Genomic DNA, 22,356 nt, shown 5'->3' with positions numbered 1-22,356 from the left:
CCCCCGCCGCCCGCTCGGTCCAGCGGCCGCCCGGCTCGTGCGCGGCCAATCGCCCGCCCCCAGGCCAGTGGATCAGGCCCGGAGCGGATTCGTACAGCCGTCGCGCGAACTGCTCGCAACTCCCCGAAGGATGCTTCTTTCTGTCCGATTGAGCGTCAATTATGAGGTAATGGGCGATCACCCTTTCGTGTGCTTTTCACCAAAGACCTCAAGGGCTTCCGGGGCGTCGCCGACAAAGGATGCGTGAGTACCCTTGCGCACACCACGATGACCGCGGCTCGCCCCGCCGACTCCGGCCTGGCCGGTTCGGGCGAGCTTGACCGCTACTCCTACGCCGAAGCCCCCGGCGCCGACCGCGGCAGCGCCCCCTCCTCCTGGGACGGTGCCGAGGCGGAGATCGGCCGGGTGGGCCGACGCGCGGCCGGCAACCGGGGCCGCGGGCTGCACGGCCAACTCGTTCAGCAGCTGGGCCAGATGATCGTCTCCGGTGACCTGGGCGCGGACCGTCCGCTCGTCCCCGAGGAGATCGGTCAGCGCTTCGAGGTCTCCCGCACCGTCGTTCGGGAATCGCTGCGCGTCCTCGAGGCCAAGGGCCTGGTCAGCGCCCGCCCCAATGTGGGCACCCGGGTCCGCCCGGTCAGCGACTGGAACCTGCTCGATCCGGACATCATCGAGTGGCGCGCCTTCGGCCCGCAGCGTGACGACCAGCGCCGTGAGCTGTGCGAGCTGCGCTGGACCATCGAGCCGCTGGCCGCCCGGCTCGCCGCCGGGCACGGCCGCGAGGAGGTGCAGCAGCGGCTCGGCGACATGGTCGAGATCATGAGCCACGCGCTGGCCCAGGGTGACGCCCTCACCTTCTCCCGCGCCGACGCCGAGTTCCACGCGCTGCTGCTCCAGGTCGGGGGCAATCGGATGCTGGAGCACCTGGCGGGCATCGTCGCCGCCGCGCTCCACGTCTCCGGGGCCCCGGTCTCCGGCTGCGACCGCCTCACCGAGGCGGGGGTCGCCCACCACCGCAGGATCGTCGAGGCGGTCGGCGAGGGCGACGCCGCGGCGGCCGAGGCGGCGATGCGCCAGCTGCTGACCGTCCACCCGGATCTCGATCATGCCGAGGTCGGGGTGCCCGCGCCGCGCGAGCACTGATCCGCGGCGCGTCCGGTCGCCCGGAGCGCCGGGCGTCCGGAGCGTGCGGCGTACGACGTACGGCAAGGCGGTGTCCGTAGGCGGCGAGTTCCGGCCCGATGGATGCCGTACGGCGTACGAGAGGGCGTCGCCGGATCCCGCGTCGCGGGTTCGGCGGCGCGGCGCGATCTGATCGATCGGCGCCGTATGACTCCCATCGGTGTGCGACTGGGAGTTTTCTGTCCCGTTGGATGGGCATTAAGACCGTTATGGGGTGTGACTCGGGCCACGAGTATTGGGCGTAACGCTCTTTGGGGCAGCGCGATGATTAAAGAGGTGGCAGCCGCGGAGGGAATACGGATGTCGCTCAAAACGCTGTACTCCTCCGCACTCCGCCCGCGCCGTCGGTTCATCCCTGCCGGCGGTCGTCGGCTCCGGTCCCCAGTGGACTGAGCCGGAAGCCGTTTCCAACGTTCCGAGAGGTTGTTCGTGTCGGCCAGCACATCCCGTACGCTCCCGCCGGAGATCGCCGAGTCGGAGTCTGTCATGGCGCTCATCGAGCGGGGAAAGGCTGAGGGGCAGATCGCCGGCGACGATGTGCGCCGGGCCTTCGAGGCTGACCAGATTCCGCCAACCCAGTGGAAGAACGTACTGCGCAGCCTCAACCAGATCCTCGACGAGGAGGGTGTGACGCTGATGGTCAGTGCCGCAGAGGCGCCCAAGCGCACCCGTAAGAGCGTCGCAGCGAAGAGCCCGGCAAAGCGCACCGCCACCAAGACTGTCGCGGCCAAGACGGTCACCGCCAAGAAGGCCCCTGCCGCCCCGGTCGCCCCCACCGCGGACCCGGGCGCCGCCCCGGCCGGTGAGGTCGCGGCCGCTCCCGCGAAGAAGGCCGCCGCCAAGAAGACCGCGGCCAAGAAGGCGGTCGCCAAGAAGACCACCGCCGCCGCGGCCAAGAAGACGGTCGCGAAGAAGACCACCGCCAAGAAGGACGTCACCGACGAGCTCCTCGAGGGCGAGGACGTCATCGAGGAGGCACCGGGCAAGCCCGGCCCCGAGGGCGCCGAGGCCGAGCCGGAGAACGCGGGCTTCGTGCTCTCCGACGAGGACGAGGACGACGCCCCCGCGCAGCAGGTCGCCGCGGCCGGTGCCACCGCCGACCCGGTCAAGGACTACCTCAAGCAGATCGGCAAGGTCCCGCTGCTCAACGCCGAGCAGGAGGTCGAGCTCGCCAAGCGCATCGAGGCCGGTCTGTTCGCCGAGGACAAGCTCGCCAACTCCGACAAGCTGGCCCCCAAGCTCAAGCGCGAGCTGGAGATCATCGCCGAGGACGGCCGCCGCGCCAAGAACCACCTCCTGGAGGCCAACCTCCGTCTGGTGGTCTCGCTGGCCAAGCGCTACACGGGCCGCGGCATGCTCTTCCTGGACCTCATCCAGGAGGGCAACCTCGGTCTGATCCGCGCGGTCGAGAAGTTCGACTACACCAAGGGCTACAAGTTCTCCACGTACGCCACCTGGTGGATCCGTCAGGCGATCACCCGTGCCATGGCCGACCAGGCCCGCACCATCCGTATCCCGGTGCACATGGTCGAGGTCATCAACAAGCTGGCGCGCGTTCAGCGCCAGATGCTCCAGGACCTGGGCCGTGAGCCCACCCCGGAGGAGCTGGCCAAGGAGCTCGACATGACCCCCGAGAAGGTCATCGAGGTCCAGAAGTACGGCCGTGAGCCGATCTCGCTGCACACCCCGCTGGGCGAGGACGGCGACAGCGAGTTCGGTGACCTCATCGAGGACTCCGAGGCGGTCGTCCCGGCCGACGCGGTCAGCTTCACCCTGCTCCAGGAGCAGCTGCACTCCGTGCTCGACACGCTCAGCGAGCGCGAGGCGGGCGTGGTCTCGATGCGCTTCGGCCTCACCGACGGTCAGCCGAAGACTCTCGACGAGATCGGCAAGGTCTACGGCGTGACGCGTGAGCGCATCCGTCAGATCGAGTCCAAGACGATGTCGAAGCTGCGCCACCCGTCCCGCTCCCAGGTCCTCCGCGACTACCTGGACTGATGCGGACCGCCGCTTCATAGCCGCCTTACGGCGTAAGCGGTACAGCGCGAAGGCCGGGCTCCTCCGAGGGAGCCCGGCCTTCGCGCTGCGCGGTGCCAAGACCCCGGCGTCCCGTTCCTCGCTTGGCCCACTCGGGATGCGCTTCGCGGCAGAGGGGGTAACGCTGAGTGTGCGTCTTGCTCCTTATGGTCAGGAGGCCGCATGCCCAGGTCGCCCCGCTCGCTCCTCATCGCCCTGGCGGTGCCGCTGGCCGCCGCGCTCGCGATAGTGCTCACCGCGCCCGCCCCGGCGACGGCCGACCGGGTGGTGATCGGCGGGCATCCGGCCCGTACGGTCGAGGCGCCCTGGGCGGTGGCCGTGGCCAGCCGTGCGCTCTTCGGGGAGAAGAGGTCGGGCCAGTTCTGTGGCGGGGCGGTGGTGGGCCCCACAACGGTCGTCACGGCGGCCCACTGCCTGAGCCGTGGGGTGCTCGGCAAGGACTGGCGGGAGGTGCGGGACCTGAAGGTGATCATCGGCCGCAACGACCTGCGCAAGAAGGACGGGGTGGAGTACCCGCTCGCGCGGGTGTGGGTCAATCCGGCGTACGAGGGCGACAACAGGGCCGGGGACATCGCGGTGCTCACCCTGGGGGTCGCGGTGCCCGCGGCCTACACGATCCGTATGGCGGCCACCGGCGACAAGGCGTACCAGCCGGGTGGGCGGGCCGCGGTGTACGGCTGGGGCGATACGGAGGGCGATGGCACCTATGCCTCGTCGCTACGCACCGCGACGGTCCAGGTGCTGGCCGACAGCGTCTGTGAGCGCGCCTATCCGGGCAACGCCGAGGGGGACTACGACCCGCGCTCCATGGTCTGCGCGGGGCTGCCGGACGGGGGCCGGGACGCCTGCCAGGGGGACAGCGGAGGGCCTCTGGTGGTCCGGGGGCGGCTGGTGGGCCTGGTGTCCTGGGGGAGTGGATGCGCCGTGGCGGGGCGGCCCGGCGTCTACACGAGGATCTCCTCGGTGGCGGGTCTGGTGGCCGCCCATGACTGACGCGGAGCCCGGGGGCGTCTGTGGGCCCGGGGGCGCCCGTGGAAGGGTCTGGAAGGGGTCCTTGAGCGAGCCCCGCGGGGCCCTTGGGTCATGGCGAGGGCGCCGAAAGTGCCGAAACCGCGGAAAGACCCACGATACGAGCGTGGGCGGCCGCCCCGGTCAGGGGGCAGACCGCCCGGAATCCGGCCCTGGGCCGGCGTCGCTCGTCGTCGTGGGTATGAGGCGTCAGCGTTCGTCCTCGGACGCGGACGCCGGAACGGCCGTGAGTCGCTCGGTCTCGTCCTGTATTTCCGCGGCGATCTTCTTGAGTTCCGGCTCGAACTTGCGCCCGTGGTGGGCGCAGAAGAGCAGTTCACCACCGCTGATCAACACGACGCGCAGGTACGCCTGGGCGCCGCAGCGATCGCAGCGGTCAGCGGCCGTCAACGGGCTCGCGGGGGTCAGAACAGTAGTCACGTCGCCTCTTCTCTAGCTCGACGAGCTGTCGTACCAGGGTCAACATCCAACCAGCCTGAAATCGTTCCCGCTCGTGGCTTTTTCCCAAAAGTTGCTTCTGAGTAGGCCGGATGGTGACGTTTGGCGGCGAATGAGCCGTATTGCCTAGCTTTGATGCTTCGCGTCGATTGTCTGGTTTGCCCTCCCGGCCGGGTTGCCGGTTGTGAATGAGGACGTGCCCGGAGCCTAAATGGTTCATGCCTGAAAGGGAACGTGATCTGTGTGGCACCGCCGCGAGCTATCGAACGTACGAGCGAAACGGAGGCCAGTGCGACTAGCATGGACGTTTCCATGGGTGGCGGCACAAAGGCTCTATCAGGCCTCGGTACGCTCTGTCGGGCGACCATGCCACCATCGTGCCCACAGCCGGGCCAACCAGAAATTCAGCGAGGAGCGAACCGCGTGACCGCCGACACGTCCGTGCCGTCCACTGCGCTGCTGACCGGAGCAGACCGGGGCGGCGGTAACTACACCGCGCGGCACCTTCTCGTCCTCGAGGGGCTCGAGGCGGTGCGCAAGCGCCCCGGCATGTACATCGGCTCCACCGACAGCCGTGGTCTCATGCACTGCCTCTGGGAGATCATCGACAACTCGGTGGACGAAGCCCTGGGCGGCTTCTGCGATCACATCGAGGTGATCCTCCACGACGACGGATCCGTGGAGGTGCGGGACAACGGCCGGGGGATCCCGGTGGACATCGAGCCCAAGACGGGGCTGTCCGGCGTCGAGCTGGTGATGACCAAGCTGCACGCCGGCGGAAAGTTCGGCGGCGGCGCGTACGCGGCCTCCGGCGGTCTGCACGGCGTCGGCGCCTCCGTGGTGAACGCGCTGTCCGCCCGCCTCGACGTGGAGGTGGACCTCAACGGCAGGACCCACGCGATCAGCTTCCGCCGCGGCGTCCCCGGGATCTTCACCGAATCCGGGCCGGACGCCCCGTTCGACCCGTCCAGCGGCCTCCTCAAGGGCAAGAAGGTTCCCAAGAACCGCACCGGCACCCGCACCCGTTACTGGGCGGACCGCCAGATCTTCCTCAAGGACGCCAAGCTCTCCGTGGAGACGCTGTACGCGCGCGCCCGGCAGACCGCGTTCCTGGTGCCGGGGCTCACCCTGGTGGTCCGGGACGAGCGGGGTCTGGACGGACAGGAGGGGCCGGTCGAGGAGACCTTCCGGTACGACGGGGGGATCAGCGAGTTCTGTGAGTACCTCGCCCAGGACAAGCCCGTCTGCGATGTGCTGAGGCTGTCCGGGCAGGGCACCTTCAAGGAGACCGTGCCGGTCCTCGACGAGCACGGCCACATGACCCCGACCGAGGTCGCCCGCGACCTGGGCGTCGACATCGCGTTGCGCTGGGGCACCGGCTACGACACGACGGTCAAGTCCTTCGTCAACATCATCGCCACCCCCAAGGGCGGCACTCATGTCTCCGGCTTCGAGCGCTCGATCACCAGGACGGTGAACGAGGCGCTGCGCGCCACCAAGCTGCTGCGGGTCGCCGAGGACGACGTCGTCAAGGACGACGCCATGGAGGGCCTGACGGCGGTGGTGACCGTAAGGCTGGCGGAGCCGCAGTTCGAGGGCCAGACCAAGGAGGTGCTGGGCACCTCGGCGGCCTCCCGCGTCGTGGCCAATGTGGTCTCCAAGGAGCTCAAGGCGTTCCTGACCTCCTCCAAGCGGGACGACAAGCAGCAGGCCCGCGCCATCCTGGAGAAGGTCGTGGCCGCGGCCCGTACGCGCATCGCGGCCCGTCAGCACAAGGAGGCGCAGCGCCGTAAGACCGCGCTGGAGTCCTCCTCGCTCCCCGCGAAGCTGGCCGACTGCCGCAGTGATGACGTGGACCGCAGCGAGCTGTTCATCGTCGAGGGGGACTCGGCGCTCGGTACGGCCAAGCTCGCCCGGAACTCCGAGTTCCAGGCGCTGCTGCCGATCCGAGGCAAGATCCTCAACACCCAGAAGTCGTCCGTCTCCGACATGCTGAAGAACGTCGAGTGCGGAGCGATCATCCAGGTCATAGGGGCGGGGTCGGGCCGTACGTTCGACATCGACCAGGCGCGCTACGGCAAGGTGATCTTCCTCGCGGACGCCGATGTCGACGGCGCCCACATCCGCTGTCTGCTGCTGACCCTCTTCCAGCGCTATATGCGGCCGATGGTCGAGCAGGGACGGGTCTTCTCGGCGGTGCCGCCGCTGCACCGGGTGGAGCTGGTCAACCCCAAGCGCGGCCAGGAGAAGTACCTCTACACCTACTCGGACAACGAGCTGCGGGAGACGCTGCTGGACCTGGAGCGCCGGGAGATCCGCTACAAGGACGGCATCCAGCGCTACAAGGGTCTCGGTGAGATGGACGCCGACCAGCTCGCGGAGACCACGATGGACCCGCGCCACCGCACCCTGCGGCGCATCAACATCAGCGACCTGGAGGCCGCCGAGCGCGCCTTCGACCTGCTCATGGGCAATGAGGTCGCGCCCCGTAAGGAGTTCATCACCAACTCGGCGGCGACCCTGGACCGGTCGCGCATCGACGTCTGACGCCCGGCCCCTCGGCGGGGCCGGCCCAGCGGGGTCTCCCACCCGGGAGACCCCGTCGGCGTCTCCCCGCGCCACTCACTCCTGTCGTGCCGTTTCCAGGCCGTTCATCACCTGAGTCACCTGATGGGGTGAAGGTCCAGTATTGAACGGCTCTGGATCTTTCTGATCTGCACATCCTTGGTCACGCGGCGAATGCCGCAGTGAACAAGGAGTGTTCGGGGTGGACATGCACAACGCGCGCGACACGGGAGCGGCGCGGCTGGAGGACCCGTGGTACGACGCGCTCGCGTCCGGCTGGGGTGAGGCGGACGACGCGGAGGGCGAACCCAGGCGCGCGCGTCCGCCCGCCGCCCAGGCGGTCTACACGGAGGTGCACGGCAGCGCCGCCTTCCAGGAGGTGCGCCGGCGCTACCGCCGGTTCGCGTTCCCCGCGGCCGCCGCATTCCTCATCTGGTACCTCGCGTATGTCGTCGCGGCCACCACCGCACCCCGGCTGATGGCCCGCCCGGTCGTGGGCACGCTCAATGTGGCGATGGTCGCGGGGCTCGCGCAGTTCGCCACCACCTTCCTGCTGACCTGGGCGTACGCCCGGCACGCACGGCTGCGCCGGGACCGCGTCGCGCTCGAACTCCGCTGGGTGACGCAGGAGATGATGCGGGGGCGCGGGCGGTGACCGGAGATCAGCGGAACCTGGCGCTGCTGCTCTTCGGCGTCTTCGTGGCGGCCACCCTGGCCATCACCACCTGGGCGGGGCGCCGGCGGCACGGCTCGCCGGAGGAGTTCTACGCGGGCGGGCGGCTGTTCTCCCCGATGGAGAACGGCTTCGCCATCGCCGGTGACTACATGTCCGCCGCGTCCTTCCTCGGGATCTCCGGCCTGATCGCGCTCTTCGGCTATGACGGGGTGCTGTACTGCGTGGGCTTCTTCGTGGCCTGGCTGGTGGTCCTGCTGCTGGTGGCCGAACTGGTCCGCAACTGCGGCCGGTTCACCCTGGCCGATGTGCTGGCTGCCCGGATGCGGGAGCGCCGGGTCCGGATCGCCGCGGGCATCTCGTCGGTCACGGTCTGTGTGCTCTATCTCGTGGCCCAGATGGTCGGCGCGGGCAGTCTGGTCGCCCTGCTGCTCGGGGAGACGGGCGGCCGCGCCCGCGCCTGGACGGTGATCGGCGTGGGCACCCTGATGGTGGTCTTCGTGGCGCTCGGCGGGATGCGTGCCACCACCTGGATCCAGATCGTGAAGGCCGTGCTGCTGATGGGCGGGGCGATCGCGCTGACCGCCCTGGTCCTCGTGCGCTTCCGCGGCGATCTCGACACCCTGCTCAGCACCGCCGCGCGGAACAGCGGCCACGGCGTGGACTTCCTCGCCCCCGGGCTCAAGTACGGCGGCGGCTGGACCGCCCGGCTGGACTTCGTGAGCCTCGGCCTCGCCCTGGTGCTGGGCACCGCCGGGCTGCCGCACATCCTCTCGCGCTTCTACACCGTGCCCACCGCCCGGGCCGCCCGCCGCTCGGTGATCTGGTCCATCTGGCTGATCGGCGGCTTCTACCTGATGACGATCGTGCTCGGCTTCGGCGCGGCCGCCGTGCTGGGCACCGATGCCGTACGGACCTCCAACGCGGCCGGGAACACGGCCGTTCCGCTGCTCGCGCTCGACCTCGGGGGCGGCGCCGGATCGACCGGGGGCACGGTGCTGTTCGCGGTCGTCGCCGCGATCGCCTTCGCCACCATCCTGGCCGTCGTCGCCGGGATCACCCTCGCCTCCTCGGCCTCCGTCGCCCATGACCTCTACGCCTCGCTGAGCAGGCGGGCGGGCCGCACCCCGCGCGGTGAGGTGGTGGTCGCGCGGATCGCGGCGGTGGGGATCGGGGCGGCGGCGATCGGGCTGGGGCTGCTCGCCGAGGACCTCAATGTGGCGTTCCTGGTGGGGCTCGCGTTCGCCGCCGCCGCGTCGGCGAACCTCCCGGTGCTGCTGTACTCGCTGTTCTGGCGGCGGTTCACCGCGCGGGGCGCGGTCTGGTCGGTCTACGGGGGGCTGCTTCCGGCGCTGGTGCTGGTGGTGCTGTCCCCGGTGGTCTCCGGCGGCCCGGACGCGATCTTCTCGGGGGTGGACTTCCACCTCTTCCCGCTCCAGAACCCGGGGCTGGTCTCGGTGCCCCTCGGGTTCCTCGCGGGTTGGCTCGGGACGGTCACCTCACCCGCCCCCGCGGATCTCCCCGGCCATGCCGCCGAGCACGCCGAGACGGAGGTGCGGGCGCTCACCGGGGCGGGCGCGGCCTGAGACGGGGGCGGGGCGTGAGGCGGCGGGCGTGGCCTGAGGTGGCGTGCGCGGCCAGGCGGGGAAGGGCTAGACCCAGTCGTAGCGGTGCTCGGGGCGGCCGGTCTCGCCGTATTTCAGGCTGAGCCGCACCCGGCCCGTGCGCTCCAGCAGCTTCAGATAGCGCTGTGCGGTCTGTCTGCTGAGCGAGGAGCGCTCGGCCACCTCCTGCGCCGACAGCGGACCCTCCGCGCCCCGCAGCACCTCCCGTACGAGATCGGCGGTGAGCGCGGAATGGCCCTTGGGCAGCTCCGCGGGGCCGGCTGAGGCGCCGCCCAGGGCGCCGAAGATCCGGTCCACCTGGTCCTGCCCGGCCTCGCCGTCGCCCTCAAGCGCGCGGCGCAGCGCCGCGTACCCCTCCAACTTGGCCCGCAGCCCCGCGAAGGTGAAGGGCTTGACCAGGTACTGGAGCGCGCCATGGCGCATGGCCGCCTGGACGGTCGCGATGTCGCGGGCCGCGGTCACCATGATGATGTCGGTGTGATGGCCGAGCTGCCGCAGCCGCCGCACCAGCGACAGCCCCGTCTCGTCCGGCAGATAGTGGTCGAGCAGCACCAGGTCGACGCGGGCGCCCTGGGGGCCCTCCAGGAAGGCCAGCGCCTCGGCGGCGGTGTGTGCCTGCCCGGCGACGCGGAATCCGGCCACCTTGCCGACGTACGCGGCGTTGACCCGGGCCACCCGGACGTCGTCGTCCACGACCAGCACCTCCAGGGGCCCGCCCGGTCCGGTTCCAAGGGTCATCGTGGCTCTCCTGTCGCGGTCAGCGGCGCGCCAGTCGGCTGTTCGGCCAGCGCCTCGGGGAGGACGACGGTGAACTCCGCGCCCCCGCCCTCGCGGTCGGACACGCGGACGCTGCCGCCCTGGCGTTCGGCGAGGCGGCGGACCAGCGCGAGCCCTATGCCGCGCTTGCCGTGCGCGGGCGGCTCCTTGGTCGACCAGCCCTCGGTGAAGACCACGTCGCGCCGGTCGGCGGGGATCCCGGGGCCGGTGTCGGAGACCCTCAGCAGCACCGTACGGTCGTCGGCGCACAGCTCCACCTCGACCCGTGGCTCCGCCGAACCGACCGCCGCGTCCAGGGCGTTGTCGATGAGGTTGCCGACGATGGTCACCACTCCCGGCGGATCCACCAGCCGGTTGGGCAGCAGGCTGTCCCCGGCGACGGACAGCGAGACGCCGCGTTCGGTGGCGACCGTGGCCTTGCCGACCAGCAGGGAGGCCAGCAGCGGATCGTGCACCCGCTCGGTGACCTGCTCGGCGGTGGCCCGGTGCACCCCGATCGCCTCGGTGATGAACTCCATCGCCTCGTCGTGCAGTTCGAGTTCGATCAGGCCGAGGAGGGTGTGCATCCGGTTGGCGTGCTCATGGTCCTGGGCCCGCAGGGCGTCGATCAGGCCCCGGGTGCCGTCCAGCTCGCGGCCCAGCCGCTCCAGCTCGGTGCGGTCACGCAGGGTGACCACCGCGCCGCCGTCGTCCGTCGGCATCCGGTTGGCGACCAGCACCCGGCCGCCGCTGACGGTCAGCAGATCGGCGCCGGTGACCCGCCCGGACAGCACATCGGTCGTACGACCCGGGGACAGCACCGCCTCCAGAGGCTGCCCGGTGTCCTCCGGGCGCAGATCAAGCAGCCGCTGGGCCTCGTCGTTGATCAGGCGGATGCGGCCGTGGGCGTCGAGGGCGACGACGCCCTCCCGGATGCCGTGCAGCATCGCCTCACGTTCGGCCAGCAGCGCCGAGATATCGGAGAAGGCCAGGTCATGGGTGCGTCGCTGGAGCCGGCGGGAGACCACGTACGCGGCCAGGGCGCCGACCGCGAGCGCGCCGCCCGCGTAGGCGAGCATCTCCGGGACCGCGGCGACGAGCCGGGCGCGCACGCTCTCGTAGGAGATGCCCACGGAGACGGCGCCCACGATATGGCCGTCCCCCGCGCGCAGGGGCACCTTGCCGCGGGCCGACCTGCCGAGGGTGCCGTCGTCGATCTCCATGACCTCCCGGCCCTCGAGGGCCTCGGTGGGGTCGGTGGAGACATGCTTCCCGATCTCGTCCGGGGAGGTGTGGGACCAGCGCACCCCGCGCCGGTCCATGATCACGACATATTCGGCGCCGGTCGACCGGCGGATGCGCTCCGCCTCGGTCTGCACCGGCCCGCCGGGGGTGGGCCGGGTGTGCTGGAGCGCGTCGGCCATCCGGGGCTCGGCGGCCGTGGTCTGGGCGATGGCGAGGGCACGGCGCATGGCCTGGTCGTCGAGGTGGTCGCTGAGCGGCGCGAGGAAGAGGCCGGTCGCGAGCACGGTGACACCCGTGGCGATGGCCAGCTGCATCAGCAGGACCTGGGAGAAGACGCGTCGGGGCCAGCCGATGCGCCACCTTGTGGCCGTGGCTCCCGGCCCCGGCGGTATCGCGGCGCTCATGGCAACGAAGGGTAACCAAGGGCGGGTGGGAGGGACCGGGGCAGGACCTGGGGAGGCGCCCGCGGAGGGGCCTGGGAGCGGAGGTCCCGGGGTGCTACGGGGGTGGGTGCGGGCTTATGAGAGCGTCGCGTGCCGCCCGGCTGCTGGCGCCCGGGGCGTCAGAGGCGCCCGGCGGCCATCGCCCGTACGCCGTGCGTGGGCCGCCGGACGGTCCGGATCCCGACGACCTCCATCCGGGCCGGGGAGCCCAGGGGGAGGCCACAGCTCTCCGGCCGCGGCGGCGCCGCGGCGAGCTGTGCGACGCTCACCCGCCAGGCCCGGCCGTCGCGGTGCGCGACGGTCACGGACCGGACCGGGGCCTCGCCCTCGGTCCGTACGACGGTCAGTGCGTCGGCCCCGTCCTCGCCGGTCAGCTCGCGGACGGCCAGCTCCGCCGCCTGGCCGGGGCGCTCCCAGGCGGAGCGGCCGCGGCAGCCGTCGGTGACCACCCGGCCGTTCCGCAGCGCCTCGATGACGTCCTTGACGCCCTGCGCGGTGGCACGGCCGTAGGTGTAGCCGTGGGGCAGCACGACGAGGGTGGGGGAGAAGCGGTGGCCGCCGATATGGGTGATCTCCCAAGTGCCGTGGACCCCGGAGGCGGCGAGCTCACCGGCCAGCGGGCGGCCGAGGAGGGCGCAGCAGCGGTCGCGCTTGCCGTTGGTGCACACCAGCACCAGCGGATCGCCGGTGTACTCCTCCCAGGCGGCGGGGTCGGCGGCGGGGTCGTGGGGCTCTTGGTGCTTGTGAGGCTTGTGGGGCCCTTGGGGCTTGTGGGGCCGCAGGGTGAGACCGCCGGGGTCGCCCGCGCCCAGTGCGGCGAGATCCAGACCGAGCAGCCGCGCCGGGTCGTCCAGGGCGGTGGTGCGGATCCAGGAGCGGCCGGGCCGGGTGTGGGCCACGAACACCCGGTGCCGGGCGCCGGTGTGCAGATCGGCGTGGCGGCCGGGGCGGCGGATCAGCGCGACCCGTACACCGGTGCCCTCGGCGGCGCGCTCCAGGGCGCGCCCTACGGCCGGGTCGAGCCGGCTGGCGGTGAGGGCCTCGGTGCCCCAGGGCCCGGGCTGTTCCACCAGCAGCCAGGTGGAGGCGGTGGCCGCCGTCCCGGCGAGCGGCTCGGACAGGTCGCGGGAGGCGGTCGCGCACGTGCTCACGAAGGTAAGCCTAACCTCTCTTGATCGAGAGCGCTCGCCGGGCCGTGCGTACGCGCCGGAGCCGTGGTGGAGCGACGAGCGACCGGGGCCGGACGGCGCCTCGTCGGCCCGGGCGGCGGAGCGCGGCAGTCCGGATTCCGCCGCGTATTCGCCGTTCCATGCGGTGGGAGCAGGCGGGAAAATGACGCCCAGGGGGCGGAGGGGGCGGATATGGGTGGGTTATGGGCGCGATGGCGCAGCCGCCGGGGGAGACGCGGAGGGAGACGCGGGGCGCGCTCGCTGGATCCCGGGCTGAGGGCCATGGTGAGGGCGGCCTACGACGAGGGGCGGCCGATTCCCGAATCGCTCGCCCGTAAGGCGGCCGAGGCCGGTGATCCGCGGGGGATGACCGTCTACGGCATCGGGCTGGGGCAGCGCGGCGCGTACGCCGAGGCCGTCCACTGGCTCGGTAAGGCCGCCGCGACGGGGGATCTCTCGGCCATGGTGGTGCTCGGCACGGTCCACCTGGACCGTGGCGAGCTGGGCGAGGCCGAGCGGCACTTCCAGCGGGCGGCCGACCGCGGCCACGACGGCGCGCGCCTCGCCCTCCGCCAGATGCGCGCCCGGCGCAACGGAAGCGGCCACTGAATCGTTTGCCGGGGCCGTCCGCCGTCCGGTGGCCGCCTTCATCGGGGCGCCCGGCCGCGAGCGGGGGCAGCTCCCGACGGCAGCCGGGGAAGCCTGGTGCGGTCGCGTGCCCGGCGGAGGATCGCCCCGTCGTGGGCGGGGCGTACGCGGGGCCCTTGTACGGCGCGGGGCGCGGCACCCTCGCGGTGCCGCGCCCCTGCGCGCTCGTCCTGCTCGTCCGGGCCCGTTCCGCCAGCCCTGCCCGGCTACACCGGCCCGGCCACCACCGTCACCGGCTTGGCGAGGGGTTCGCCCGAGCCGTCTCGGCGCGGGTCGATCTCCGGCAGGGCCGCCGGGGTGCCGTTCGGTCCCGCCGCGCGGGCCGGGATCGTGCCTGCCCAGGCCATGACCAGGCAGTCCTCGCCCTTCAGGAACCGCTGGCAGCGCACCCCGCCCGTGGCCCGGCCCTTGCGCGGGTACTGGTCGAAGGGGGTGAGCTTGGCCGACTGCTGCACCGAGTCATCGAGCGTGCCCCTCGCGCCCGCGACCGTGAAGACCACCGCGTCGCTCGCCGGGTCGACGGCCGTGAACGAGATCACCTTGGCGCCGGAGCCGAGCTTGACGCCCGCCATACCGCCCGCGGCGCGGCCCTGCGGCCGCACCTGGCTCGCCGCGTAGCGCAGCAGCTGGGCGTCGTCGGTGATGAAGACCAGGTCCTCCTCGCCGGTGGACAGCTCCACCGCGCCCACGATCCGGTCGCCCTCCTTGAGGCCGATGACCTCCAACTCGTCCTTGTTGGCGGGGTAGTCGGGGACCACGCGCTTGACGACGCCCTGCTCCGTGCCGATCGCGAGCCCCGGTGAGGACTCGTCCAGGGTGGTGAGGCAGATCAGCTCCTCGTCGTCCTCCAGCGAGAGGAACTCGGCGATGGGCGCCCCGCCCGACAGATTCGGGGGTGCGGCCGACTCCGGGAGCATCGGGAGGTCGATCACCGAGAGCCGCAGCAGCCGCCCGGTGGAGGTCACGGCGCCCACGAAGCCGCGGGCCGTGGCCGGAACCGCCGAGACGATCACATCGTGCTTGGCGCGCTTGGCCTTCCCCTCGACCGGGAACGGCTCGCCGTCGGCGGTGCGGGCCAGCAGCCCGGTGGAGGACAGCAGCACCCGACAGGGGTCGTCCGCGACCTCCAGCGGCACCGCGGTCACCGGCGCGTTCGACGACTCCAGCAGCACCGTGCGGCGCGGGGTGCCGAACTTCTTGGCCACCGCGGCCAGTTCGGAGGAGACCAGCTTGCGCAGCTCGGCGTCGGAGTCGAGGATCCGGGTCAGCTCCTCGATCTCGGCGTTGAGCCGGTCGCGCTCCGACTCCAGCTCCAGCCGGTCGAACTTGGTCAGCCGGCGCAGCGGGGTGTCCAGGATGTACTGCGTCTGGATGTCGGAGAGGCCGAAGCGCTCGATGAGGGACCGCTTGGCCTCCGCCGCGTTCTCGCTCTGCCGGATGAGGCGGATGACCTCGTCGATGTCGAGCAGGGCCACCAGCAGACCCTCGACCAGGTGCAGCCGGTTCAGCCGCTTGGTGCGCCGGAACTCGCTGCGCCGCCGGACCACATTGAAGCGGTGGTCGAGGTAGACCTCCAGCAGCTCCTTGAGGCCCAGCGTGAGCGGCTGGCCGTCCACCAGCGCCACGTTGTTGATGCCGAAGGACTCCTCCATCGGCGTGAGCTTGTAGAGCTGCTCCAGCACGGCCTCGGGGTTGAAGCCGTTCTTGATCTCGATGACCAGCCGCAGCCCGTGCTCACGGTCGGTGAGGTCCTTGACGTCCGCGATGCCCTGGAGCTTCTTCGAGCCGACCAGGTCCTTGATCTTGGAGATGACCTTCTCGGGTCCCACGGCGAAGGGCAGCTCGGTGACGATGAGGCCCTTACGGCGGGCCGTCACGTCCTCCACGGCCACCGTGGCGCGGATCTTGAAGGTGCCGCGGCCCGTCTCGTACGCGTCCCGGATGCCGCTCATGCCCACGATCCGGCCGCCGGTGGGCAGGTCGGGCCCCGGCACATGCCGCATCAGCGTGTCGAGGTCCGCGCCCGGATGCCTGATCAGATGGCGGGCGGCGGCGATGACCTCGCCCAGGTTGTGCGGCGGCATATTGGTGGCCATGCCGACCGCGATCCCGGACGTGCCGTTGACCAGCAGGTTCGGATAGGCGGCGGGGAGGGTGACGGGCTCCTGCTCGCTGCCGTCGTAGTTCGGGGAGAAGTCGACCGTGTCCTCGTCGATCGACTCGGTCATCAGCGAGGTGGCCGACGCCATCCGGCACTCGGTGTACCGCATCGCGGCCGGCGGGTCGTCGTTGCCCAGCGAGCCGAAGTTCCCGTGGCCGTCGACCATCGGCAGGCGCATGGAGAACGGCTGCGCCATGCGCACCAGGGCGTCGTAGATCGACGCGTCGCCGTGCGGGTGGAGCTTTCCCATCACCTCGCCGACGACGCGGGCGCACTTCACATAGGAGCGCTCGGGGCGCAGGCCCATCTCGTTCATCTGGTAGAGGATGCGGCGGTGCACGGGCTTGAGCCCGTCTCGGGCGTCGGGCAGCGCGCGCGAGTAGATGACCGAGTAGGCGTACTCGAGGTAGGAGCCCTGCATCTCGTCGACGACGTCGATGTCGAGGATGCGCTCCTCGAAGTCGTCCGGCGGCGGGGTCTTCGTGCGGCGGCGGGCCATCGCGCTTGGGGCTCCTTCAACTGCCGATGCGGGATCTGACGCGGACCATTGTGGCCCGGTCCACCGACAAGTGTGGAACGGGCCGGGGCGTGAGCGGCCCGGGCGGGCCCCGGAACCGCGCCCGGCGGCACCGCGCGAAGCCCCCGCGGAGGGGTCCGGATCCGGCGCCTGAGGGCCCGCGGAAACGGTTCGGGACCGCTCGGCGGGACGGGAGTGGACCGGAACTTCGCCAGATGTCCGTCCCCTTGCATACAGTGACAGAAGCGCTGCGCAAGCGGCTGGCACGCGCTCCATCACGCGATCGAAGGGACGTACATGCCCATGGGTCACACGGCCACGCAGCAGGCCGGCTCCGGCGGCTTGAAAGCGACTGAGCACCGCCTGGCCAATGGCCTGCGCGTGGTGCTCTCCGAGGACCATCTGACCCCGGTCGCCGCGGTCTGTCTGTGGTACGACGTCGGCTCGCGCCATGAGGTCAAGGGGCGCACCGGCCTGGCGCACCTCTTCGAGCACCTGATGTTCCAGGGCTCGGCGCAGGTCACCGGCAACGGCCACTTCGAGCTGGTGCAGGGGGCCGGCGGCTCGCTCAACGGCACGACCAGCTTCGAGCGCACCAACTACTTCGAGACCATGCCCGCCCACCAGGTCGAGCTCGCCCTGTGGCTGGAGGCCGACCGGATGGGGTCCCTCCTGACCGCGCTGGACGAGGAGAGCCTGGAGAACCAGCGCGACGTCGTCAAGAACGAGCGCCGCCAGCGGTACGACAACGTCCCGTACGGCACCGCCTTCGAGAAGCTCGTCGCCATGGCGTACCCCGAGGGCCACCCGTACCACCACACCCCGATCGGCTCCATGGCCGACCTGGACGCGGCCTCCCTGGAGGACGCGCGGGAGTTCTTCCGCACCTACTACGCCCCCAACAACGCCGTGCTGTCGATCGTCGGCGACATCGACCCCGAGCAGACGCTCGCCTGGATCGAGAAGTACTTCGGCTCCATCCCCTCCCACGAGGGCAAGCGGCCGCCGCGTGACGGCACGCTCCCGGAGGTGATCGGCGGTCAGCTGCGCGAGGTCGTGGAGGAGGAGGTCCCGGCCCGCGCCCTGATGGCCGCCTACCGGCTGCCACACGACGGCACCCGCGAGGCAGACGCCGCCGATCTGGCGCTGACCGTCCTCGGCGGCGGCGAGTCCTCCCGGCTCCACAACCGGCTGGTGCGCCGCGACCGCACCGCCGTGGCCGCCGGGTTCGGCCTGCTGCGGCTGTCGGGCGCCCCCTCGCTCGGCTGGCTGGACGTGAAGACCTCCGGCGGTGTCGAGGTGCCCGACATCGAGGCCGCCGTCGACGAGGAGCTGGCCCGCTTCGCCGAGGAGGGGCCGACCCCGCAGGAGATGGAGCGCGCCCAGGCGCAGATCGAGCGCGAGTGGCTGGACCGGCTGGCCACGGTCGGCGGCCGGGCCGACGAGCTCTGCCGTTACGCGGTGCTCTTCGGCGACCCGCAGCTGGCGCTGACCGCCGTGGAGCGGGTGCTCGACATCAGCCCCGAGGAGGTGCGGGCCGTGGCCGCGGCGCGGCTGCGCCCCGACAACCGCGCCGTGCTGGTCTACGAGCCCGTCCAGGGCGCCGAGGACGCAGCCGACACCGCCGAAGCCGCCGAGACCGACGCAGAAGGGGAGGCGGCCCAGTGAGCGACGCCGTCACCGCGACCATGACCTTCCACCCGCAGCCCAAGGGCGGCGCCCCCAGGCCGTGGGCGTTCCCCGCCCCCGAGCGCGGTGAGCTGCCCAACGGCCTCACCGTGCTGCGCTGCCACCGCCCCGGCCAGCAGGTCGTCGCCGTGGAGATCAACCTGGAGGCGCCGCTGGACGCCGAGCCGGCCGGGCTCGAAGGCGTCGCCACGATCATGGCGCGCGCCCTGTCGGAGGGCACCGACAAGCACGACGCCGAGGAGTTCGCCGCCGAGCTCGAGCGCTGCGGCGCCACGCTGGACGCCCACGCCGACCACGCCGGCGTCCGCGTCTCCCTGGAGGTCCCGGTCTCCCGGCTGCCCAAGGCGCTCGGTCTGGTGGCCGACGCGCTGCGCGCCCCCGCCTTCCCGGACGGCGAGGTCGAGCGGCTGGTGCGCAACCGGCTGGACGAGATCCCCCATGAGCTGGCCAACCCGGCCCGCCGCGCCTCGATGGCCCTCTCCGCGGAGCTCTTCCCGGCCGAGTCGCGGATGTCCCGGCCGCGCCAGGGCACCCAGGAGACCATCGAGGGCATCGACGCCGCGGCCGTGCGGGCCTTCTACGAGGCACATATCCGCCCCTCCACCGCCACCGCCGTCATCGTGGGCGACCTCGGCGGCGTCGACCTGGACCGGGCGCTCGCGGACACCCTCGGCGCCTGGACGGGCGGGGCGGGCGCGCCGCGCACGGCTCCGCCGATCGTCGCGGACGACACCGGCCGTGTGGTGATCGTCGACCGGCCGGGCGCGGTGCAGACCCAGCTGCTCATCGGGCGCGTGGGCGCCGACCGCCACGACCGGGTCTGGCCCGCGCAGGTGCTCGGCACGTACTGCCTGGGCGGCACCCTCACCTCCCGCCTCGACCGCGTGCTGCGCGAGGAGAAGGGCTACACCTACGGGGTGCGCGCCTTCGGCCAGGTGCTGCGCTCCGGGCCCCCGTCGCCCACGGGCGGCTCCTCGGGCGCCTCGATGCTGGCGATCAGCGGCTCGGTGGCCACCGAGGTCACCGGCCCCGCGCTGGACGACCTCTGGAAGGTGCTGCGCACGCTGAAGGAGCAGGGGCTGACCGACGACGAGCGCGATGTCGCGGTGCAGAACCTGGTGGGCGTCGCCCCGCTGAAGTACGAGACGGCGGCGTCCGTCGCGAACACCCTCGCGGACCAGGTCGAGCAGCATCTTCCGGACGACTTCCAGGCGCAGTTGTACGCCCGGCTGGCGGAGACCGGCACGGTGGAGGCCACCGCCGCGGTGGTGAGCGCCTTCCCGGCGGACCGGCTGGTCACGGTGCTGGTCGGGGACGCCTCGGCGATCGAGGAGCCGGTCCGGGCGCTGGGCATCGGCGAGGTCAGCGTCATCTCCAACTGAGGCGGGGAGAGTTGGCCGGATCCGTGCGCTGAACCACCGGTCCGGCCGACTCGCTGACGGTCCCGCGGACGGTCCGGTGGGCCTCCGGTCCATGAGCCGGCGGCGGAGGGACCCCGGCCCCGGAAGGGCGCCGGAGTCCATCCGACATGCCCGATTTATAGGATTGACTGCTTGTTTGGTTTGTGGGGAGAGCAACAAAAAACCGGAACCGTTTGGTGATCGAAAGCGAGCCCGTTTAGCGTCAGTCCGGCTGTTCGCCAGCGACCCGCCGCACCCGCGGCACCGGACAGTCATCGCCGAGTCCCCGTACGGCGCAAGCCAGGGGAGCCGGGGACCCAACACGTCCCCAGGGGTGAATCGGGCGCCTTCCCCGGCCGGGGGAGGGGTCCGTAGGAGACCTTCCTGCTCCGAACCCGTCAGCTAACCCGGTAGGCGAGAAGGAAGGAAAGGAGTGCGCCTCAGTATGGCGTCCACCCGCACTGCCACCGGGAAGCACCGCCGCACCACCAAGGTCAACATCCGCACGAGCGCCAACGTCGTGGGCATCACGACCGTCGCCTCGGGTGTGGTCGCCGGGATCACCGGACAGGCGTTCGCGGCCGACGGGGCCCCCGATCCCCAGCAGACCGGTCTGACCCAGGCGATCGTGATCGGCGACGGGATCGCGGACCACATCGAGGCCCAGGCGCAGTCCCAGGAGACCGCCGCCGAGCAGGCCGCCGCCAAGGCCAAGGCAGAGGCGATCGCCCGCCAGGAGGCCGCCAGGAAGGCGGAGGCCGCGGCGAAGAAGGCCAAGGCCGAGCGCGAGGCCAAGGAGCGCGCGGCGCGCGAGGCCGAGCGCAAGCGCCTCAACACCTTCGTGTCGCCGATCAGCGGCTCCTACGTCTCCACCGGCTACCAGGCGTCCAGCGGGCTGTGGTCCTCCGGCACCCACACCGGTATCGACTTCCACGCCTCCACCGGCACCACGGTGCACTCCGTGGGCATGGGCGAGATCGTCGAGGCGGGCTGGGGCGGCTCCTACGGCAACAATGTCGTCATCAAGATGAACGACGGCACGTACACCCAGTACGGCCACCTGTCGTCGATCAGCGTCTCGGTCGGCCAGAAGGTCACCCCCGGCCAGCAGATCGGCCTGTCGGGCGCCACCGGGAACGTCACCGGACCGCATCTGCACTTCGAGGCCCGCACCAGCCCGGACTACGGCTCGGACATGGACCCGCTGTCGTACCTGCGTAACCACGGCGTCAACGTCTGACGCACGGCGTCAACGTCTGACCCGTCGCGCGTCCGGCGCGAACGCCGCGCGGGTCCCACGATCCCGGGATCCCGGGATTCCGAGACCCCGTGAGACTTCCGAGAAGGCCCCGTCCGCCGGACGGGGCCTTCGGCGTGCCACCGCCCGGCTGACCAAAAAATATCCATGAAATGCTTCCCGCCATCGGAAATGGCGGCCGCGTGGAATAGAGTCTGTCAACGCGCGTTCCATGGTTAGTTTCGCGGGCGTTAAGGCGGAGGTTCGACAATGCGGGACCGTAAATGAGCGGGGATACGAACGCGGTCCAGGGCGGTCGCCGGATTTCGGCACACGCGATCTGCGCGGCGATTCGCGACGACATCGTCTCCGGTGCGTATCAGCCCGGCAGCCGCCTCACCGAGGAACTGCTCGCCCGGCGCTACGGCGTCTCCCGGGTGCCGGTCCGCGAGGCCCTGCGCACCCTGGAGTCCGAGGGCTTTGTGACCACCCGGCGGCACGCGGGGGCCTGCGTCGCCCAGCCCTCCGAGCGCGAGGCGGCCGATCTGCTGGACATCCGCGCGCTGCTGGAGCCGCTGGGCGCCGCACGGGCCGCACAGCGCCGCACCGAGGCCCATCTGAAGGTGCTGCGCGGACTGGTCCGGCTCGGCCGGGAGCGGGCCCAGGGCGGTCAGCTCGGCGAACTGCGGCCGCTGGGCGACTGGTTCCACGAGACGCTCGCCCAGGCGTCCGGCAGCCCGAGCCTGGCCGCGCTGCTCGTCCAGCTGCGCCGTAAGACCGCGTGGGTGTACGCGGCCGCTCCCGGCCCGCGGCCCGCGCCCCCCGAGGGCGCCGTGCGCCCCGACCCGGCCGCGCGGGCCATGGAGTCCTGGGCGGAGCACGGCGCGCTGGTGGACGCGGTGGCGCGCGGCGACGCCGACCGCGCGCGGGCGCTCGCCACCGCGCACACCGAGCGCGCGCTGTCGGAATACCGGCTGCGCCGCCCGATTCCGGTGAGGACTTCGAAACATTCCGTCAACACGGCGAGCGGCCGGAATTAACAGAGCTCCCGTATACAACTCTTGGGAATTCTGTACGCGGAAACATGAAAACGGCGGGGCTGCGGTGACCATTACGGCCACCGCGGCCCCGCCGTGCCGAATCCCTGAAATCACTCCGGGAATCACCAGGGAATTCCAGGCAGGGCTCGCCCGGGGTCAGACGGTCTCGGGAAGCTCCTCGAGCCCCTCCGCCACCAGCTTCGCCAGACGGTCGAGCGCCACCTCGGCGTCGTCCGCGTCGGAAGCGAGGACGACCTCCTCGCCGCCCTGCGCGCCCAGGCCGAGCACGGCCAGCATGGAGGCGGCGTTGACCGGGGTGCCGTCGCCCTTGGCGATCGTGATGGGGACGCCGGCGGCGGTGGCCGCCCGGACGAAGATCGACGCAGGGCGGGCGTGCAGGCCCTCGGCCCAGCCGATGGTGACGCGGCGCTCAGCCATGGTGTTGCCCTTCAGGTGTGACGGTGGTGTTGTCTAGACCAAAATCATACGGTGTCCGGATTCA

At 71.6% G+C, this 22,356-nt stretch carries 17 protein-coding genes and 1 riboswitch; of the genes, 11 read left to right on the top strand and 6 right to left on the bottom strand.

The genetic code is table 11. From position 1 onward, the window contains the following. The first annotated feature begins 189 nt into the window (after positions 1–189). From ACT2CW_RS33810 to ACT2CW_RS33800, 3 genes are all read left to right on the top strand, one after another. Positions 190–1,143, top strand: coding sequence for a FadR/GntR family transcriptional regulator (locus ACT2CW_RS33810; protein ID WP_078559735.1), 954 nt, complete (start codon positions 190–192; stop codon positions 1,141–1,143). Between the two features lie 468 nt (positions 1,144–1,611). Then, complete coding sequence (locus ACT2CW_RS33805) at positions 1,612–3,180, top strand: RNA polymerase sigma factor (protein WP_445519343.1); 1,569 nt, start codon at positions 1,612–1,614, stop codon at positions 3,178–3,180. Between the two features lie 201 nt (positions 3,181–3,381). Beyond that, a complete protein-coding gene (locus tag ACT2CW_RS33800; protein WP_164432460.1) occupies positions 3,382–4,212 on the top strand; it encodes a S1 family peptidase in 831 nt (276 codons plus the stop codon). A gap of 225 nt (positions 4,213–4,437) precedes the next feature. Here the strand turns inward: ACT2CW_RS33800 and ACT2CW_RS33795 are convergent, their stop codons facing one another. Continuing rightward, on the bottom strand, positions 4,438–4,668 hold the full coding sequence (locus ACT2CW_RS33795; RefSeq protein WP_037964812.1) for a DUF7455 domain-containing protein: 231 nt from the start codon (positions 4,666–4,668) through the stop codon (positions 4,438–4,440). 441 nt (positions 4,669–5,109) lie between these two features. Here ACT2CW_RS33795 and ACT2CW_RS33790 point away from each other — a divergent pair, with 441 nt between their 5' ends. From ACT2CW_RS33790 to ACT2CW_RS33780, 3 genes are all read left to right on the top strand, one after another. Continuing rightward, a complete protein-coding gene (locus ACT2CW_RS33790; RefSeq protein WP_445519342.1) occupies positions 5,110–7,233 on the top strand; it encodes a DNA gyrase/topoisomerase IV subunit B in 2,124 nt (707 codons plus the stop codon). 220 nt (positions 7,234–7,453) lie between these two features. Continuing rightward, positions 7,454–7,906 carry a DUF485 domain-containing protein gene (locus ACT2CW_RS33785; protein WP_445519341.1) on the top strand — a complete coding sequence of 151 codons (453 nt, stop codon included), beginning with the start codon at positions 7,454–7,456 and terminating at the stop codon, positions 7,904–7,906. Continuing rightward, positions 7,903–9,510, top strand: a complete 1,608-nt coding sequence (locus tag ACT2CW_RS33780) for a solute symporter family protein (protein ID WP_445519340.1) — start codon at positions 7,903–7,905, stop codon at positions 9,508–9,510. The genes ACT2CW_RS33785 and ACT2CW_RS33780 overlap by 4 nt, the downstream gene beginning before the upstream one ends. Positions 9,511–9,576: 66 nt before the next feature. Here the strand turns inward: ACT2CW_RS33780 and ACT2CW_RS33775 are convergent, their stop codons facing one another. The 3 genes from ACT2CW_RS33775 to ACT2CW_RS33765 form a co-directional block, all read right to left on the bottom strand. Next, complete coding sequence (locus ACT2CW_RS33775; RefSeq protein ID WP_445519339.1) at positions 9,577–10,287, bottom strand: response regulator; 711 nt, start codon at positions 10,285–10,287, stop codon at positions 9,577–9,579. Continuing rightward, entirely contained in the window at positions 10,284–11,954 is a 1,671-nt protein-coding gene (locus tag ACT2CW_RS33770; RefSeq protein ID WP_445519338.1) for an ATP-binding protein, read from the bottom strand. The genes ACT2CW_RS33775 and ACT2CW_RS33770 overlap by 4 nt, the downstream gene beginning before the upstream one ends. Positions 11,955–12,112: 158 nt before the next feature. Next, entirely contained in the window at positions 12,113–13,144 is a 1,032-nt protein-coding gene (locus tag ACT2CW_RS33765; protein ID WP_445519337.1) for a sucrase ferredoxin, read from the bottom strand. A gap of 300 nt (positions 13,145–13,444) precedes the next feature. Here ACT2CW_RS33765 and ACT2CW_RS33760 point away from each other — a divergent pair, with 300 nt between their 5' ends. Beyond that, positions 13,445–13,771, top strand: a complete 327-nt coding sequence (locus tag ACT2CW_RS33760) for a tetratricopeptide repeat protein (protein WP_445519336.1) — start codon at positions 13,445–13,447, stop codon at positions 13,769–13,771. 245 nt (positions 13,772–14,016) lie between these two features. Here ACT2CW_RS33760 and ACT2CW_RS33755 read toward each other — a convergent pair whose 3' ends face one another. Then, complete coding sequence (locus ACT2CW_RS33755; protein ID WP_164432446.1) at positions 14,017–16,470, bottom strand: DNA gyrase/topoisomerase IV subunit A; 2,454 nt, start codon at positions 16,468–16,470, stop codon at positions 14,017–14,019. A gap of 315 nt (positions 16,471–16,785) precedes the next feature. On the opposite strand from ACT2CW_RS33755, the gene ACT2CW_RS33750 reads away from it, so the two are divergent. The 4 genes from ACT2CW_RS33750 (at position 16,786) to ACT2CW_RS33735 (ending at position 21,854) form a co-directional block, all read left to right on the top strand. Beyond that, positions 16,786–18,156 carry a M16 family metallopeptidase gene (locus ACT2CW_RS33750; RefSeq protein ID WP_182471422.1) on the top strand — a complete coding sequence of 457 codons (1,371 nt, stop codon included), beginning with the start codon at positions 16,786–16,788 and terminating at the stop codon, positions 18,154–18,156. A gap of 20 nt (positions 18,157–18,176) precedes the next feature. Then, positions 18,177–19,559: a M16 family metallopeptidase gene (locus tag ACT2CW_RS33745; RefSeq protein WP_445519388.1), complete on the top strand. Its 1,383-nt coding sequence runs from the start codon at positions 18,177–18,179 to the stop codon at positions 19,557–19,559. A gap of 284 nt (positions 19,560–19,843) precedes the next feature. Beyond that, a riboswitch (cyclic di-AMP (ydaO/yuaA leader) is annotated at positions 19,844–20,008 on the top strand. A gap of 14 nt (positions 20,009–20,022) precedes the next feature. Further along, complete coding sequence (locus tag ACT2CW_RS33740; RefSeq protein ID WP_164432444.1) at positions 20,023–20,817, top strand: M23 family metallopeptidase; 795 nt, start codon at positions 20,023–20,025, stop codon at positions 20,815–20,817. Between the two features lie 281 nt (positions 20,818–21,098). Then, positions 21,099–21,854: a GntR family transcriptional regulator gene (locus ACT2CW_RS33735; protein WP_164432442.1), complete on the top strand. Its 756-nt coding sequence runs from the start codon at positions 21,099–21,101 to the stop codon at positions 21,852–21,854. Between the two features lie 156 nt (positions 21,855–22,010). Here ACT2CW_RS33735 and ACT2CW_RS33730 read toward each other — a convergent pair whose 3' ends face one another. Then, entirely contained in the window at positions 22,011–22,292 is a 282-nt protein-coding gene (locus ACT2CW_RS33730; RefSeq protein WP_020867963.1) for an HPr family phosphocarrier protein, read from the bottom strand. Between the last annotated feature and the right edge of the window lie 64 nt (positions 22,293–22,356).

The sequence above is a fragment of the Streptomyces sp. NEAU-174 genome (assembly GCF_052665095.1).
This window is presented reverse-complemented; position numbering and strand designations above follow the sequence as displayed.